General features: G+C 65.6%; 12 protein-coding genes. 5 read left to right on the forward strand and 7 right to left on the reverse strand.

The features are described 5' to 3' along the window. Positions 1–67: 67 nt before the first annotated feature. The 5 genes from dnaE to OKW76_RS02975 form a co-directional block, all read right to left on the reverse strand. Positions 68–3625: a DNA polymerase III subunit alpha gene (gene dnaE, locus OKW76_RS02955; protein WP_265551001.1), complete on the reverse strand. Its 3558-nt coding sequence runs from the start codon at positions 3623–3625 to the stop codon at positions 68–70. 189 nt (positions 3626–3814) lie between these two features. After that, positions 3815–4294: a glutathione peroxidase gene (locus OKW76_RS02960; RefSeq protein ID WP_265551003.1), complete on the reverse strand. Its 480-nt coding sequence runs from the start codon at positions 4292–4294 to the stop codon at positions 3815–3817. Beyond that, positions 4291–4965: an ABC transporter ATP-binding protein gene (locus OKW76_RS02965; RefSeq protein ID WP_265551005.1), complete on the reverse strand. Its 675-nt coding sequence runs from the start codon at positions 4963–4965 to the stop codon at positions 4291–4293. Before OKW76_RS02965 ends, OKW76_RS02960 begins: the two co-directional genes overlap by 4 nt. Next, positions 4958–6208 carry a lipoprotein-releasing ABC transporter permease subunit gene (locus tag OKW76_RS02970; protein ID WP_265551007.1) on the reverse strand — a complete coding sequence of 417 codons (1251 nt, stop codon included), beginning with the start codon at positions 6206–6208 and terminating at the stop codon, positions 4958–4960. Before OKW76_RS02970 ends, OKW76_RS02965 begins: the two co-directional genes overlap by 8 nt. A gap of 438 nt (positions 6209–6646) precedes the next feature. Continuing rightward, positions 6647–6988 (reverse strand): hypothetical protein, encoded by a 342-nt coding sequence (locus OKW76_RS02975; RefSeq protein WP_416221837.1) that lies wholly within the window; start codon positions 6986–6988, stop codon positions 6647–6649. A 528-nt stretch (positions 6989–7516) separates the two neighbouring features. Between OKW76_RS02975 and OKW76_RS02980 the strand changes: the two genes are divergently transcribed. Then, positions 7517–7993: an Hsp20 family protein gene (locus OKW76_RS02980; RefSeq protein ID WP_265551009.1), complete on the forward strand. Its 477-nt coding sequence runs from the start codon at positions 7517–7519 to the stop codon at positions 7991–7993. 104 nt (positions 7994–8097) lie between these two features. Here OKW76_RS02980 and OKW76_RS02985 read toward each other — a convergent pair whose 3' ends face one another. Continuing rightward, on the reverse strand, positions 8098–9732 hold the full coding sequence (locus OKW76_RS02985; RefSeq protein WP_265551011.1) for a CTP synthase: 1635 nt from the start codon (positions 9730–9732) through the stop codon (positions 8098–8100). Between the two features lie 107 nt (positions 9733–9839). Next, complete coding sequence (secG, locus tag OKW76_RS02990; RefSeq protein ID WP_265552741.1) at positions 9840–10220, reverse strand: preprotein translocase subunit SecG; 381 nt, start codon at positions 10218–10220, stop codon at positions 9840–9842. Between the two features lie 232 nt (positions 10221–10452). Between secG and OKW76_RS02995 the strand changes: the two genes are divergently transcribed. The 4 genes from OKW76_RS02995 (at position 10453) to zwf (ending at position 14145) form a co-directional block, all read left to right on the forward strand. Next, on the forward strand, positions 10453–10815 hold the full coding sequence (locus OKW76_RS02995; RefSeq protein WP_416221838.1) for a MarR family transcriptional regulator: 363 nt from the start codon (positions 10453–10455) through the stop codon (positions 10813–10815). Beyond that, positions 10784–11653 (forward strand): glycoside hydrolase, encoded by an 870-nt coding sequence (locus OKW76_RS03000; protein WP_265551013.1) that lies wholly within the window; start codon positions 10784–10786, stop codon positions 11651–11653. Before OKW76_RS02995 ends, OKW76_RS03000 begins: the two co-directional genes overlap by 32 nt. Continuing rightward, positions 11650–12582, forward strand: coding sequence for an N-acetyl-gamma-glutamyl-phosphate reductase (gene argC, locus OKW76_RS03005; RefSeq protein ID WP_265551015.1), 933 nt, complete (start codon positions 11650–11652; stop codon positions 12580–12582). Before OKW76_RS03000 ends, argC begins: the two co-directional genes overlap by 4 nt. Before the next feature lie 105 nt (positions 12583–12687). After that, positions 12688–14145 carry a glucose-6-phosphate dehydrogenase gene (gene zwf / locus OKW76_RS03010; RefSeq protein ID WP_265551017.1) on the forward strand — a complete coding sequence of 486 codons (1458 nt, stop codon included), beginning with the start codon at positions 12688–12690 and terminating at the stop codon, positions 14143–14145. The last annotated feature ends 154 nt before the right edge of the window (positions 14146–14299 follow it).

Genomic DNA, 14299 nt, shown 5'->3' on the forward strand with positions numbered 1-14299 from the left:
TTTGGTATGGAGAATAGCCGCTGAGCCCCGCGCGTCCAGCAGGTTCGAGTATGGTGAAGGTGCGGTGCTAGCCGGCGAGTGCCAGCTTGGGGCTCATCAGGTCGACCGCCCGCACCCCGGGTATCGCGCCCAGCCCCGAGACCAGCTCGTCGTCGAGCAGGAAATCCTCGCCCAGCAGCACTTCGGCCTCGGCACCGTCGGGCAACGTCGCCATCACCCGCACCCGCCCGCGCCCGCCGCGCTGGTCGCGCAGTGCCGACGCCAGCGGCGGCAGCGCCGATGCCGCGTCGACCCACAAGGTCAGCACCAGCTTGGCGTTGTTCGACAGCGTCTCGAACCCCTGGACGGTCTTTACCGTCACGCGCGCGGCATCCTCACCCGGGCGGCGATCGAGCTCGACCTGCAACAGCCCGCATCCACCCGCCTTCGACGCTTCCTCGAGCGCGTTGGCGGTCGATTCCTCGAAACACGTGGCGGTGATCGTCGCCGATGCATCCGACAGCGTCAGCATCATGTAGCGCTTGCCGCGCGCCGAGGTGCGCCAGCGCGCATCCTCGATCAGCGCCGAGATCGTCGCGCCCGCACGTGCGCCATCAGGCACATGCACATCCCCCAGCGCGGCGATCGGCCGCGCAGCGTGGACCTTGGCCAAATGTGCATAGCGATCGAGCGGATGCGCCGAGAAGAAGAAACCGAACGCGTCCTTCTCCGCGCCGATCCGCTCGGCCAGCGACCAGCTCGCCTTGGCCGGCAGGCGGATCGGCGGCTCGCTTGCCTCGCCTTCGCCGAAGAGCCCGCCCTGGCCGCTGGTCTTGCCGGCATGGACTCGCTGCGCGGTCGCCAGGATCGTCTCGGCGGCGGCGTGGACGCCGGGGCGATTTGGTTCGATCGCATCGAACGCCCCCGCCGCTGCGAGCGTCTCGACCTGGCGCTTGTTCAGCATCCGCGGATCGACCCGCCGCGCCATGTCGTCGAGCGAGGCGAAGCTGCCGCCAGCGCGGCGCTCGTCGGCGATCTGCTCCATCGCGCGCTCGCCGACGCCCTTCAGCGCCCCCAAGGCGTAGCGCACCGCGAGCCCGTCGCCATGCGCCTGGACGTCGAACTCCGCCTCGCTCGCATTCACATCGGGGCCGAGACAGGTGACGCCCAACCGCTTCATATCGTCGACGAAGATCGCCAATTTGTCGGTCTGCCCCATGTCGAAGCACATCGAGGCGGCATAGAATTCATGTGGGTAATGCGCCTTCATCCACGCGGTCTGGTAGGCGAGCAGCGCATAGGCGGCGGCGTGCGATTTGTTGAAGCCATAGCCCGCGAACTTGTCGATCAAGTCGAAAAGCGCATTGGCCTCAGCCGCCTTGATGCCGTTGACGCTCAGGCAGCCATCAACGAACCCCGCGCGCTGCGCGTCCATCTCGGCCTTGATCTTCTTGCCCATCGCGCGCCGCAGCATGTCCGCGCCGCCCAGGCTGTAGCCCGCCAGCACCTGCGCCGCCTGCATCACCTGTTCCTGATAGACGAAGATGCCGTAGGTTTCGTTGAGGATCGGCTCGAGCAGCGGGTGCGGATAGGTAACGGGTTCGCGCCCGTTCTTGCGCGCGCCGAACATCGGGATGTTGTCCATCGGGCCTGGCCGATAGAGCGAGACGAGCGCGATGATGTCGCCGAAGTTCGACGGGCGCACCGCCGACAGCGTCCGCCGCATCCCCTCGGATTCGAGCTGGAACACGCCGACGGTCTCGCCGCGCTGGAGCAATTCATAGACCCCGGCATCGTCCCATTCGAGCGTGTCGAGATCGACGCTGATCCCGCGCTTGGCGAGCAGGTCGGTTCCCTTGCGCAGCACCGACAGCGTCTTGAGGCCCAGAAAGTCGAACTTCACCAGCCCGGCACCCTCGACATATTTCATGTCGAACTGGGTCACCGGCATGTCCGATCGCGGATCGCGATAGAGCGGCACCAGTTGCGCCAGCGGCCGGTCGCCGATCACGACGCCGGCGGCATGGGTCGACGAATGGCGCGGCAGGCCTTCGAGTTGCTTGGCCAGGTCGAGCAGTCGACGAACATCGTCCTCGCGCTCATAGGCATGCGCCATTTCGGACACGCCGTTGATCGCGCGTTCGAGCGTCCAGGGATCGGTCGGGTGGTTGGGCACCAGCTTGGCGAGGCGATCGACCTGGCCATAGCTCATCTGGAGCACGCGCCCGGTATCCTTGAGCACCGCGCGTGCCTTCAGCTTACCGAAGGTGATGATCTGCGCGACATGGTCGCTGCCATATTTCTGCTGGACGTAGCGGATCACCTCGCCGCGGCGGGTTTCGCAGAAATCGATGTCGAAGTCGGGCATCGACACGCGCTCGGGATTCAGGAATCGCTCGAACAGCAGCCCCAGCTTCATCGGGTCGAGATCGGTGATCGTCAGCGCCCAGGCGACGACCGAACCCGCACCCGAACCACGGCCCGGACCGACCGGGATGCCATTGTCCTTGGCCCATTTGATGAAATCGGCGACGATCAGGAAATAGCCGGGGAAGCCCATGCCGACGATGACGTCGAGCTCGAATTCGAGGCGGTCGCGATAGGGCTGAAAACGATCCCCGTTCGTCTCGAGCGCAGTCGAGAAACCTTGGTCGGGCGCGGGCTTCTCGACTTCGCTCGAATCGAACGGTTCTTGTTTTGCCGCCTCGATCGCGAGGATCTTTGCCAACCGCGCTTCCAACCCCGCGCGCGCATCCTCACGCAGCTTCGTCGCCTCGCCCTCCCGATCGCCCGCGAGGCTCGGCAGGATCGGCTTGCGATAGGGTGCCGCCACCGCGCATCGCTGTGCCACCACCAGCGTGTTCGCCAGCGCTTCGGGCAGGTCGGCGAATTGCCGCTCCATCTCCTGCGCGGGCTTCATCCACGCTTCGGGCGAGCTGCGCGTCCGGTCCTCGGACATCACATAGGACGAGCTGGCGATGCAGAGCATCGCATCGTGCGCCGCGTGGAAATCGGCTTCGGCGAAGCAAGAAGGGTTGGTCGCGACCAGCGGCAGATAGCGATCATAGGCGAAGGCGATCAGGCCGGCTTCGGCGCGCATCTCGATCGGATCGCCGCGGCGCGTCAGCTCGATATAGAGCCGGTCGGGGAAGAGCTGTTCGAGCGCGGCGAGATAGGCGGCGGCCTCACTGTCCTGCCCCTCGGCAAGCAGCCGTGCGAGTGCCCCCTCGCCGCCAGCGGTCAGCGCGATCAGCCCGTCGGTGCGGCCTTCGAGCGCCGAGAGCTGCACATGCGGCTCCCACTCGACCGGGCGGCCCAGATGCGCTTCGGACACCAAGGCGCACAGATTGTCGTAGCCGGTTTCGTCCTGCGCATAGAGCGCGATCCAGTCGACGATCGGCGCGCGCCCCTCGGGGCTGCCCGGCCGCGCGATCGACAGCATCGTGCCGACGATCGGCTGGACGCCTTCGCTTTTACACGCGTCGCCGAACGCCATTGCGGCGTACAGCCCGTTGCGATCGGTCATCGCGACCGCGGGGAATTTCAGCCGGCGTGCGTGCTTGGCGATCGCCTTGGGCTCGATCGCCCCGTCGAGCATGGTGTAGCAGGAAAAGACGCGGAGGGGCACGAAGCCGGAATGGGACATGGCTTCAGCGTAGGTCTTGCGGCGGAGGGTGGAAAGGGCGCGGGGAAATTATCCACAACCTTCTTCCCCCTTTCCGAACGCTCGTTCCCCCTCCCGCTTGCGGGAGGGGTCGGGGGAGGGCCTGTCAAATACGACCAGTTCTTGGGAGACACGCCCTCCCCTAGCCCCTCCCGCAAGCGGGAGGGGGATTTACAGTAGCGCTTCGATATCCTTGGCGATCGCCTCGGGCGCGGTTTGGGGCGCATAGCGTTCGACCACGCGGCCATCGCGATCGACCAGGAACTTGGTGAAATTCCATTTCACCGCTTTGCTGCCGAGCAAGCCCGGGGCCTGCTCCTTCAAATGCCGGTACAGCGGCGCCGCATCGTCGCCATTGACGTCGAGCTTGGCATAGACCGGAAAGGTCACGTCATAGGTCAGCGAACAGAATTTCGCGATTTCGGCGGCGTCGCCCGGCTCCTGCCCGCCGAACTGGTTGCAGGGGAACCCAAGCACCGCAAAGCCGCGCGCGGCGAACCGGCGGTGCAGCGCCTCGAGCCCGGTATATTGAGGGGTGAAGCCGCATTTCGACGCGACGTTGACGATCAGCAGCACCTTGCCCGCATGATTGGAAAGGTCGGTCGGCGTGCCATCGGCGGCGGTTACCGGGATCGCGGTGACGTCGGTCATTGCAGCCTCCCCTCGTGCAGCCGGACAACGCGGTCCATCCGCAGCGCCAGCCGTTCGTTGTGCGTCGCCACCAGCGCCGACGATCCCTCGCCGCGCACCAGCCGCAGGAATTCGGCGAACACGATGTCGGCGGTCGCCTCGTCGAGATTGCCGGTGGGCTCGTCGGCAAGCACCAGCGCCGGCCGATTGGCCAGCGCGCGTGCGACCGCGACTCGCTGCTGCTCGCCGCCGGACAATTGACTCGGGCGATGGGTCAGCCGCTTCGCGAGCCCCAGCGCCGACAGCAACTCCTCGGCGCGCGCCTCGGCTTCGGCCTGGGTCGCGCCATGGATCAGCAGCGGCAGGATCACGTTCTCGGCGGCGGTGAAATCGGGCAGCAGATGGTGGAACTGGTAGATGAACCCCATCTGGTCGCGCCTAGTAACAGTGCGGCCGTTGCTGTCGAGCTTGGCCACTTCGGTGCCCGCGATGCGGATCGAACCCTCGAAGCCGCCCTCGAGCAGGCCAACCGCCTGCAACAAGGTCGACTTGCCCGAGCCCGAAGGCCCCAGCAGCGCGACGATTTCGCCCGGCGCTACGGCCAAGTCGACGCCGCGCAACACTTCGATCTTATGCCCGCCCTGGTGAAAGGAGCGCTTCAGCCCGCTGGTCTGGAGGACGGGTTCATTCATAGCGAAGCACCTGGACCGGATCGGTACTCGCCGCCTTGAACGCGGGGTACAGCGTGGCGAGGAACGAGAAGACGAACGCCATCAGCACGATGCCCGCGACCTCCCAAGGGTCGGTCTTGGCGGGCAATTCGGTGAGGTAGCGCATCGAGGGATCCCAGATCTGCTGCCCGGTCACCGCGCCCATGAAGGCGAGCACCTGCTGGCGGAAGAACAGGAAGATGAAGCCCAGGATCAGCCCGGCGAGGATGCCGAGCGAGCCGATCGTCGTGCCGACCGTCACGAAGATGCGGATCAGGCCATAGCGCGTTGCCCCCATCGTCCGCAGGATCGCGATGTCGCGCGTCTTGGCGCGCACCAGCATGATCAGCGACGACAGGATGTTGAACACCGCGACCAGGATCAGGATCGACAGCACGGTGAAGGTCACCAGCCGATCGACCGCGAGCGCCTCGAAAATCTCGGCATTGAGCCGGCGCCAGTCGTTGAGCACCCCGCGCGATCCGATCTCGGCGGCGAGCGGCTGCAATATCTCGCCGACGCGGTCGGGATCGACGGTGTCGATCTCGACCATCCCCACCGAATCGCCCATCAGCAGCAGGGTCTGCGCGTCCTCCATCGGCAGGATGACGAACGCCTTGTCATAGTCGAACACCCCCACCTCGAAGATCGCGCCGATCCGGTACGACACGATGCGCGGCACCGTCCCCATCGGCGTCGCCACCCCCTGGAAGCTGATCAGCGACACATCGGTGCCCACCGTCGCACCCAGCGCCTCGGCCAGCCGCGACCCGATCGCGATGGTGCTCGATCCGTTCGACAGCCGCGAGAGGTCGCCCAGGATGACATTGTCGCGGATCGTCGGGTTGCTGCGGATATCTTCGACCCGCATGCCGCGCAGCAGCACCGCCTGGGTGCGACCGTTGAAATCGGCCATCAGCGGCTGCTCGATCAGTGGCGTTGCGCTGGTGACCCCCTCGGTCGCGCGCGCTTCGCGGACGATGTCGCGCCAGTCGCGCAACTGCCCGCCATAGCCCTGCACCACCGCATGGCCGTTGAGCCCGACGATCTTGTCGAACAGCTCGGCACGGAACCCGTTCATCACGCTCATCACGATGACGAGCGCCGCCACGCCGAGCATCACCGCAAACAGGCTGATGCCCGCGACCAGGAAGATGAAGGCCTCGCCCCTACCCGGCAGCAAATAGCGCCGGGCGATCATGCGTTCGTAGCGCGACAGGATCATGGAAAGCCTTGGGTTACGGGGGGCGGGTTCGTGTGCTGCAGCGTGCCTTACGGTTCCGCAACAAGCCGCGCAATCAGTGCTGTTGCCAAATGAACACATGGTGAAACGATTCGGAAATACATGCCCGCATTTCCGGTGACATCGGCCCGCGACAGGCCTAGGCCGCGACTATCGAAGTGCAGGCAATGGCCGCGGTTCGGGGAGGCTTCAGGCCCCGCTGGTCGAAAGACCGGTGTGTGGGCGGAAGCTAAAAATGGGGGCTGACGAGCGATCGTCACGCAGGCGCCCGGATCGGCAACGATCCGGGCGTTTGCATGTCTGGTGCTCTTCTTCGCGGTCGCAGCGTAATCTGTTCGAAGGCCTGGCTAGGTCTTGCAACCATCGAACAGGTAACTTGCCGCGATCGTCCGAAGCTCGATCCTCGACGCCGCTCGCAGACTAGAAGCTGAACTTGATCGTGCCACCGAAGGTCCGCGGATCGCCGACCTGTGCCGCGATCAGCCCGGTATTGCCCCCGGTACCCGCCAGCAGCAGGTCGATACAATTCTGGTCGAAGGCGTTGCGCAGCCAGACGAAGCTGTCCAAGCGGCCGGTGCGGAAGCCGACGCGGAAATTGCGCAAGGAATAGCCGCCGACGGTGGTGTAGATCGACGGCAACGGGTTCGACGGCCAGTCCGACCGGTAGCTCGCGTCGTTGCCGATGTAGAGCTGCCCGGTTTCGCCGAACAACACGCCCGGCGCGTTGCCCTCGGCGCCCCATGATGCCGCCCATTCCGACACGCCCGGCGCAGCAGATCGGATCCTGCAGGTTGAAGTTGCCCGAAAAGGTCAGGTCGAGATTGGGTGCCGCGCGCCACAAGACCGACCCGCGGATACCCAGGCTATCCTGCGACTGGATGTAACGACGATCTCGCCGCCGCCCTGTGGCGGCGTAGCGCTCGGCGTTTCAGCCGAAGCCCCGCCCTGATCCGGCGACACCTGCTGCTCTACCCGCGCGACCGCGGGCTTGGCGGGTTCCTTCGGCTGGGCGGTTTGCAGCATTGCGAGCGTCATCAGGCCTACCGACGTGAGGATCATCAATCGCTCGCGGGCTTCGATTACACCCCGGTATCTCAACTCATACCTACCACGATATGGATTCGCTTTACCCGCGAGGTAGGTGAAGTTTTTGCCGGCGACGATGCTTGAAAATCGTCGCGCTCGAACCAAATCAGTCAGGCGGCGGTGCCATTTGGGCCGCTCGCAATCCGCGCCGCACCATCGGTGGGCGCCTTCACATCGTCACGTTGCTCACAAGGAGGATTTGACATGAGCCGTTTTGATTTCACCCCCTATCGCCGCTCGACGATCGGCTTTGACCGGCTGTTCGACCTGCTCGAGGCAAGCTCGCGTCAGGCGTCGGGCGACAATTACCCTCCCTTCAATCTCGAACGGACGGCCGAGGACCGCTATCGCATCACGCTCGCGGTCGCAGGTTTCAAGACCGACGAGATCGACATCGTCGCGCAGCAGAACCTGTTGCTGGTGAGCGGCAAGAAGGCCGACGAAAGCGCCGAGCAGCGCAGCGCGTTCCTGCACCTGGGGATCGCCAACCGCAGCTTCGAGCGTCGCTTCGAGCTTGCTGATTTCGTCCGGGTCGAAAATGCAGCGCTCGCCGATGGGCTGCTGACGATCGATCTGGTCCGCGAAGTCCCCGATACGATGAAGCCGCGCAAGATTGCGATCAGCGGCGGTCAGCCGGGCGACCATTCGATCCTGACGCACCCGACGGCCGAAGCCGCCTGAGTGCGTTGACCTACTAGCAGGCGCCTTGCTCCCTTGGGTGCCGCAGCGAAGGGCGCTCGGACCATTGGTCCGGGCGCCTTTTGCGTATCAGCCTCGCTTGCGAATCAGACCAGGCGGCTCTGGCGCACGGCCGCGGCGATGAAGCTGGCGAACAGCGGATGCGGCTCGAACGGGCGCGACTTGAGTTCGGGGTGGAACTGGACGCCGACGAACCAGGGGTGATCGGGGCGCTCGACGATTTCGGGCAACGTGCCGTCGGGCGACATGCCCGAGAATACCAGCCCCGATTTTTCAAGTGCTTCGCGATAATGGGTGTTCACTTCGTAGCGATGGCGATGCCGCTCCGAAATCGTGTCGCCGCCATAGATCGAACCGACCACGCTGTTGCCCGCCAGCCGCGCTTCATAGGCGCCGAGCCGCATCGTGCCCCCCAGATCGCCATTGGCCTCGCGCTTCTCGAGCCCCTTCTCGCTCATCCATTCGGTGATCAGGCCGACGACGGGCTCGGGCGTGGCACCGAATTCGGTCGATGAGGCCCCGTCGATCCCTGCCAGGTCGCGCGCACTCTCGACGCACGCCATCTGCATCCCGAAGCAGATGCCGAAATAGGGGATTTCGCGTTCGCGCGCGAAGCGGACGCTGGCGATCTTGCCCTCGGCCCCGCGCTCGCCGAACGCGCCGGGCACCAGGATCGCGTCACAGGGTTCGAGCGCGGCGGCGACTTCGTCGTCATCGCCTTCGAACAATTCGGCGTCGATCCAGCGGATGTTGACGCGAACGCGATTGGCGATGCCGCCATGGATCAGCGCTTCGTTGAGCGACTTGTACGCATCCTGCAGCCCGACATATTTGCCGACGACGCCGACGGTCACTTCGCCCTCGGGATTGGTCAGGCGATCGACGATCTCGGTCCAGCGATCGAGGTTGGGCGCTTCGCCCGGATCGATCCCGAATGCGCGCAGCACTTCGCCGTCGAGCCCTTCTGCGTGATATTGCAGCGGCACCGCGTAGATGCTCTTGGCGTCGAGCGCGGGGATCACCGCCGCGGTCGGTACGTTGCAGAACAGCGCGATCTTGTTGCGGTCGCTCATCGGCAGCGGATGTTCGCAGCGGCACACCAGCACGTCGGGCTGGACCCCGAGTGCCGCGAGTTCGCGCACCGAATGCTGGGTCGGCTTGGTCTTCAGTTCGCCCGCCGCGGCGATGTAGGGCACCAAGGTCACATGGATGCTGACCGAATTGCCGCGCCCCAGATCGTTGCGCAGTTGGCGGATCGCTTCGATGAACGGCAGCGATTCGATGTCGCCGACGGTGCCGCCGATCTCGCACAGCACGAAATCGAGATCCTCGGTCTCGGCCTGCGCAAACGCCTTGATCGCGTCGGTCACGTGCGGGATGACCTGCACCGTCGCGCCAAGGTAATCGCCGCGCCGTTCGCGCGCGATGATCGTCTGGTAGATGCGGCCCGAGGTGATGTTGTCCGATTGGCGCGCCGAAACGCCGGTGAAGCGCTCGTAATGGCCTAGGTCGAGATCGGTCTCGGCGCCGTCGTCGGTGACGTACACCTCGCCATGCTGATACGGGCTCATCGTGCCCGGATCGACGTTGAGATAGGGATCGAACTTGCGGATCCGCACTCGATAACCGCGTGCCTGCAACAGCGCCGCGAGACTGGCCGCCATGAGGCCCTTACCGAGCGACGAGACCACGCCCCCGGTGATGAAGATGTACCGTGCCATGGGAGAAAGGGCCTACCGCCGAACCGCGATGAACAACAAGCGCGCGAATCCGGCGCCGATGGAATAAAGGTGCCGGCGGACGCATCCGCCGGTGCAGCGCGGGCGCGTTATTGCGCCAGCGGGACCGCGCCATTGTCGACAGGTGCCGACTGGTTGGTCACGACTTCGCCCGCCGCAGCGCCGAGCGGATCGACCGCCGGCGCAGTGCCGGTGGCGGGTGCCGCCGCGCCGGGACGTGCCAGCGAGGTATCGATCGTGTCCGATCCGCGATTCGCCGCGATCACCGCCAGCACGATGCTCATCGTGATGAACACGCCGGCCAGCACCGACGTCGAGCGCGTCAGGAAATCGGCGGCGCCGCGCGCCGACATCAGCCCGTTCGAGCTGCCGCCCGACGTCAGCCCGCCGCCTTCCGAGCGCTGCATCAAGATGACGGTGACGAGCAGCGCCGCGATGATGGCGTGGACGATGAGCAGGAACGTGAACAGCATGGCGTGATTTTCAAACCTCTGGAAAGCGCGGCACATAGGCGGGTGCGCGCGGACGATCAACACCCCGCCGTTACGCCTTCATCGTCGTGGCCGGCGTCTGGCGGCGGGGCACCGCGATGCACCTAATGTAACAATTCATTCACCCTGTGCGAAACCCCAGCGCTTGGCGGGCGTTCATTGGGCAGAGAGTCTCGATTCTTGCGCGACTGTAACAATATGAGTTTGCCCTGTGAACGCCATTAGCGATACCTCGCTCTTTTCCTGGAAGAAGACCCTGGTCGACTATGTCCGCTCGGGCGAACCCGATCTGACCAACCGGCAGATGGCCTTGCTGCTGCTGGTCTATCTCGAGGGCGGACCCCATACGGTGCGCGGGTTGGCGCGCGCGCTCAACGTCTCGAAGCCCGTCGTCACACGCGCCTTGAACAGACTAGGCACGCTCGGCTATCTGCGCCGCCAACGCGACGACAGCGACAAGCGCAATATCTTCGTCACGCAGACACCGGAAGGGACGGAGTTTCTTGCAGAGTTCGGGCATTTCCTCGCTGGCGACGCCCCAAATGGGTCAGGCGATCGCCGAGCAGCCGCGTAACCGCCATGCGCTGATCGGTCGATCGACCGCGCTCGACCGGCGCATCAGCGCGGTGCGTCCCGATCTTACCGACGTCAGGCTCGCCGGATCGGTGTTCGCCCCGCACTACGCCGCCGCGATGCTCCAGACCGCTTCGTCGATCATCGCGATCCGCGAGACCCCCGATCCGGCATCGGCAGTGGTTTCCGAGGTGCTTCCCGGTGAAACCTTCGAAATGCTCGAACTGTCTGAACAGGTCGCCTGGGGCATCGGCACCGCCGATGGCGTCGTCGGCTATGCCGATGCAGTCCGCCTGCAGGATTTCGCCGCCCCCACCCATCGGGTGACCGCCATCGCCGGACGGCTCCGCGAAGCCCCCGACGCCAACGCCGCGGTGCTGGCGACACTCCCCGCTGGCGCCCGCCTCGCCGCACTCGGCGAGCGCGACGCGTTCCTGCTTACCGACCATGGCTATATCGCCGGCGCCGACGTCGCCGCGCTCGACGCGCCGACCGGTACCGTCGGCCCCGTCGCCGCGCGGCTCGTGGGCGTTCCCGCGCGCGCCGGCGGGCGATCGGGCGCTGGGGTCGACTCGGCCGGGCTGGTATTCCTCGCCCACGACCTGTGCGGCGTTCGCGTGCCGCGGTTCACTGACTTGCAGGCCACCACCCTCGGCATTGCGGTTCCCGACCCCGATATGGCGCGCGTGGGCGATGTGTGGTTCTTCGCCGATCACGCCGCGATCCTGATTTCGCCCGACGCGGCGATCCACGTCGTCGATCGGGTCCGCGAAGTTCCTTGCACCGCCTTGCTAGCGGGCGATCATGGGCCGGTGCTCGCCCGGCGGAGAATCGCATGACTCATTCGGTTTTCATCGACGGCGCGGTAGGTACCACCGGGCTCGAGATCCGCGAGCGACTCGCGGGTCGCGCCGAGTTCGCCGTGATCACGCTCGACGGCGATGCGCGAAAGGACGCGGCAGCGCGGACCGAAGCGCTCAACGATGCCGACTTCGTCATCCTGTGCCTGCCCGACGACGCCGCGCGCGAGGCGGTGGCGATGATCGCCAACGACCGCACCCGCGTGATCGACGCCTCGAGCGCGCATCGCGTCGCCGAGGGCTGGACCTATGGCTTTGCCGAACTCGAACCCGCGCAGGCCGCCGCGATCGCCGAGGGTGCGCGCGTCAGCAATCCCGGTTGCTACCCCACCGGCTTCCTCGCGCTGATCCGCCCGCTGGTGCGCACCGGCCTGGTGCCGCATGATTGGCCGCTCAGCGTCAACGCGGTCTCGGGCTATTCGGGTGGCGGCAAGGCGATGATCGCCGATTTCGAAAGCGGCGAGGAAAAGACGGCGCACCGTGCCTATGGCCTCGACCTGTCGCACAAGCATCTGGGCGAGATGCAGCGCCATGCACGGATCGAGCACGCACCGATCTTCCAACCCGCGGTCGCGCACACGCATCGCGGGATGCTGGTCGAGGTGCCGCTGCCGCTCCACGCCCTGCCGCGCAAGCCATCGCTCGCTTCGATCGAAACCGCGCTACGCGACGCCTATCGCGATTCGCCGATCGTCCGCGTGATCGACAGCGAGGAAACCAGGCTGGTACGGATCGAGGAAGATGCCGGCACCGATCGCATGACGCTGCGCGTGTTCGGCAATTCCGAGCTGGGTCAGGCACGGTTGATCGCGACGCTCGACAATCTGGGCAAGGGCGCCGCGGGTGCCGCGGTGCAGAATCTCAACATCATGGCGGGGATCGACGCGACCGCGGGATTGCGGCTCTGACGCGCGTCCCTCTGGCGGATATTCGCCGGGGCATCGCGCAGGGTGGGTTGCGCGCATCCCTGCAGCCGCTAGTCCGGCCCCCGATATCAAAGGAGACGTAACGGCATGCGCGAACCGGTCGGCAAATTGCTATTGTTCGGCGCCACCGGCGACCTGTCGCAGCGGATGCTGATACCGTCGCTCTACGGGCTCCACGCCGATGGGCTGCTGCCCGAAGGGCTGACGATCACCGGCACCGCGCGATCGGAGCAGGACGACGACTGGTTCCGCAACTTCGCGCGCAAGTCACTCGATGAGCATCTCGCCGACGATCACAAGGATGCCGAGGCGATCGACCGCTTCGTCGAACGGCTCCATTATCAGCCGCTCGATGCCTCGACGATCGAAGGGTTCGACGAGCTGGCCAAGAAGCTCGGCGACATTTCGGGCGGGCTCGCGATCTTCCTGTCGACCGCGCCGTGGCTGTTCGGGCCGACGATCAAGGGGCTGCAATCGGCGGGCCTTGCGGGCGACAACGTCCGCATCAGCCTCGAAAAGCCGCTCGGCAAGGACCTCGAATCGAGCCGCGAGATCAACGACATCGTCGCTGGCGCCTTTCCCGAGGAGCGGACCTTCCGCATCGATCATTATCTGGGCAAGGAAACCGTCCAGAACATCCTGGCGTTGCGCTTCGGCAATTCGCTGTTCGAGCCGAGCTGGAACGCGCGCGGCATCGATCACGTCCAGATCACCATCTCCGAAACCGTCGGGCTCGAAGGGCGCGCGGGCTATTATGACGAAGTCGGCGCGCTGCGCGACATGGTGCAGAACCACATGCTCCAGTTGCTCGCGCTTGTGGCGATGGAGCCACCCGCGCGAGTCGATGGCACCGCGGTGCGCGACGAGAAGGTCAAGGTGCTGCGCTCGCTGCGCCCGATCACCGGGTCCGACGTCAGCCAGCTCACCGTTACCGGCCAATATGACAGCGGCGCGGTGAAGGGCGCGATCGTCCGTGGCTATGACGAGGAGCTCGAAAAGGATTCGGACACCGAAACCTTCGTCGCGATCAAGGCGCATGTCGATAATTGGCGCTGGCAGGGTGTCCCCTTCTATCTGCGCACCGGCAAGCGGATGCCCGAGCGCCGCAGCGAAATCTCGATCCAGTTCAAGCCGGTGCCGCATTCGATCTTCGCCGAACGCGGCGGCGCGCTCCAGCCCAACACGCTGGTGATCCGGTTGCAGCCCGAGGAATATGTCCGCCTGCTCGTGATGGCCAAGCAGCCCGGGCTCGACCGCGACGGGGTGCGGCTGCGCGAGGTACCGCTCAACCTCAGCCTCGACACCGAATTCGCCGGCACCCGCCGCCGCATCGCCTATGAACGATTGCTGCTCGACCTGATCGAAGGCGATCCTACGTTGTTCGTGCGCCGCGACGAGGTCGAGGCGCAATGGGCATGGATCGACGGCATCCGCGAGGGCTGGGCATCCAGCGACATGAAGCCCAAGGGCTATGCGTCGGGCAGCTGGGGTCCGTCGTCGAGCGTCGCGCTCACCGAACGCGACGGCGTGACCTGGAACGAGTAGGTTTAGCACCACTCTCCCGCGTGCGGGAGAGGCAACGAAGACTTGGTCGCGCCTTGCGCGGCCTTGTCGCAGTCGGTGAGGGTCTTCTGTTGCTGAAGAACGCGAAGAAGAACACCCTCACCCGGCCTCTCCCGCACGCGGGAGAGGCGAAGAA

The organism is Sphingomonas sp. S1-29 (assembly GCF_026167545.1).
Lineage (GTDB): Bacteria > Pseudomonadota > Alphaproteobacteria > Sphingomonadales > Sphingomonadaceae > Sphingomonas.

Excerpts from the sequence above, each read along its gene's own strand:
- dnaE (WP_265551001.1), bottom strand. The coding sequence starts at position 3,625 with ATGTCCCATTCCGGCTTCGTGCCCCTCCGCGTCTTTTCCTGCTACACC.
- OKW76_RS02960 (WP_265551003.1), bottom strand. The coding sequence starts at position 4,294 with ATGACCGACGTCACCGCGATCCCGGTAACCGCCGCCGATGGCACGCCG.
- OKW76_RS02965 (WP_265551005.1), bottom strand. The coding sequence starts at position 4,965 with ATGAATGAACCCGTCCTCCAGACCAGCGGGCTGAAGCGCTCCTTTCAC.
- OKW76_RS02970 (WP_265551007.1), bottom strand. The coding sequence starts at position 6,208 with ATGATCCTGTCGCGCTACGAACGCATGATCGCCCGGCGCTATTTGCTG.
- OKW76_RS02980 (WP_265551009.1), top strand. The coding sequence starts at position 7,517 with ATGAGCCGTTTTGATTTCACCCCCTATCGCCGCTCGACGATCGGCTTT.
- OKW76_RS02985 (WP_265551011.1), bottom strand. The coding sequence starts at position 9,732 with ATGGCACGGTACATCTTCATCACCGGGGGCGTGGTCTCGTCGCTCGGT.
- OKW76_RS03000 (WP_265551013.1), top strand. The coding sequence starts at position 10,784 with ATGGGTCAGGCGATCGCCGAGCAGCCGCGTAACCGCCATGCGCTGATC.
- argC (WP_265551015.1), top strand. The coding sequence starts at position 11,650 with ATGACTCATTCGGTTTTCATCGACGGCGCGGTAGGTACCACCGGGCTC.
- zwf (WP_265551017.1), top strand. The coding sequence starts at position 12,688 with ATGCGCGAACCGGTCGGCAAATTGCTATTGTTCGGCGCCACCGGCGAC.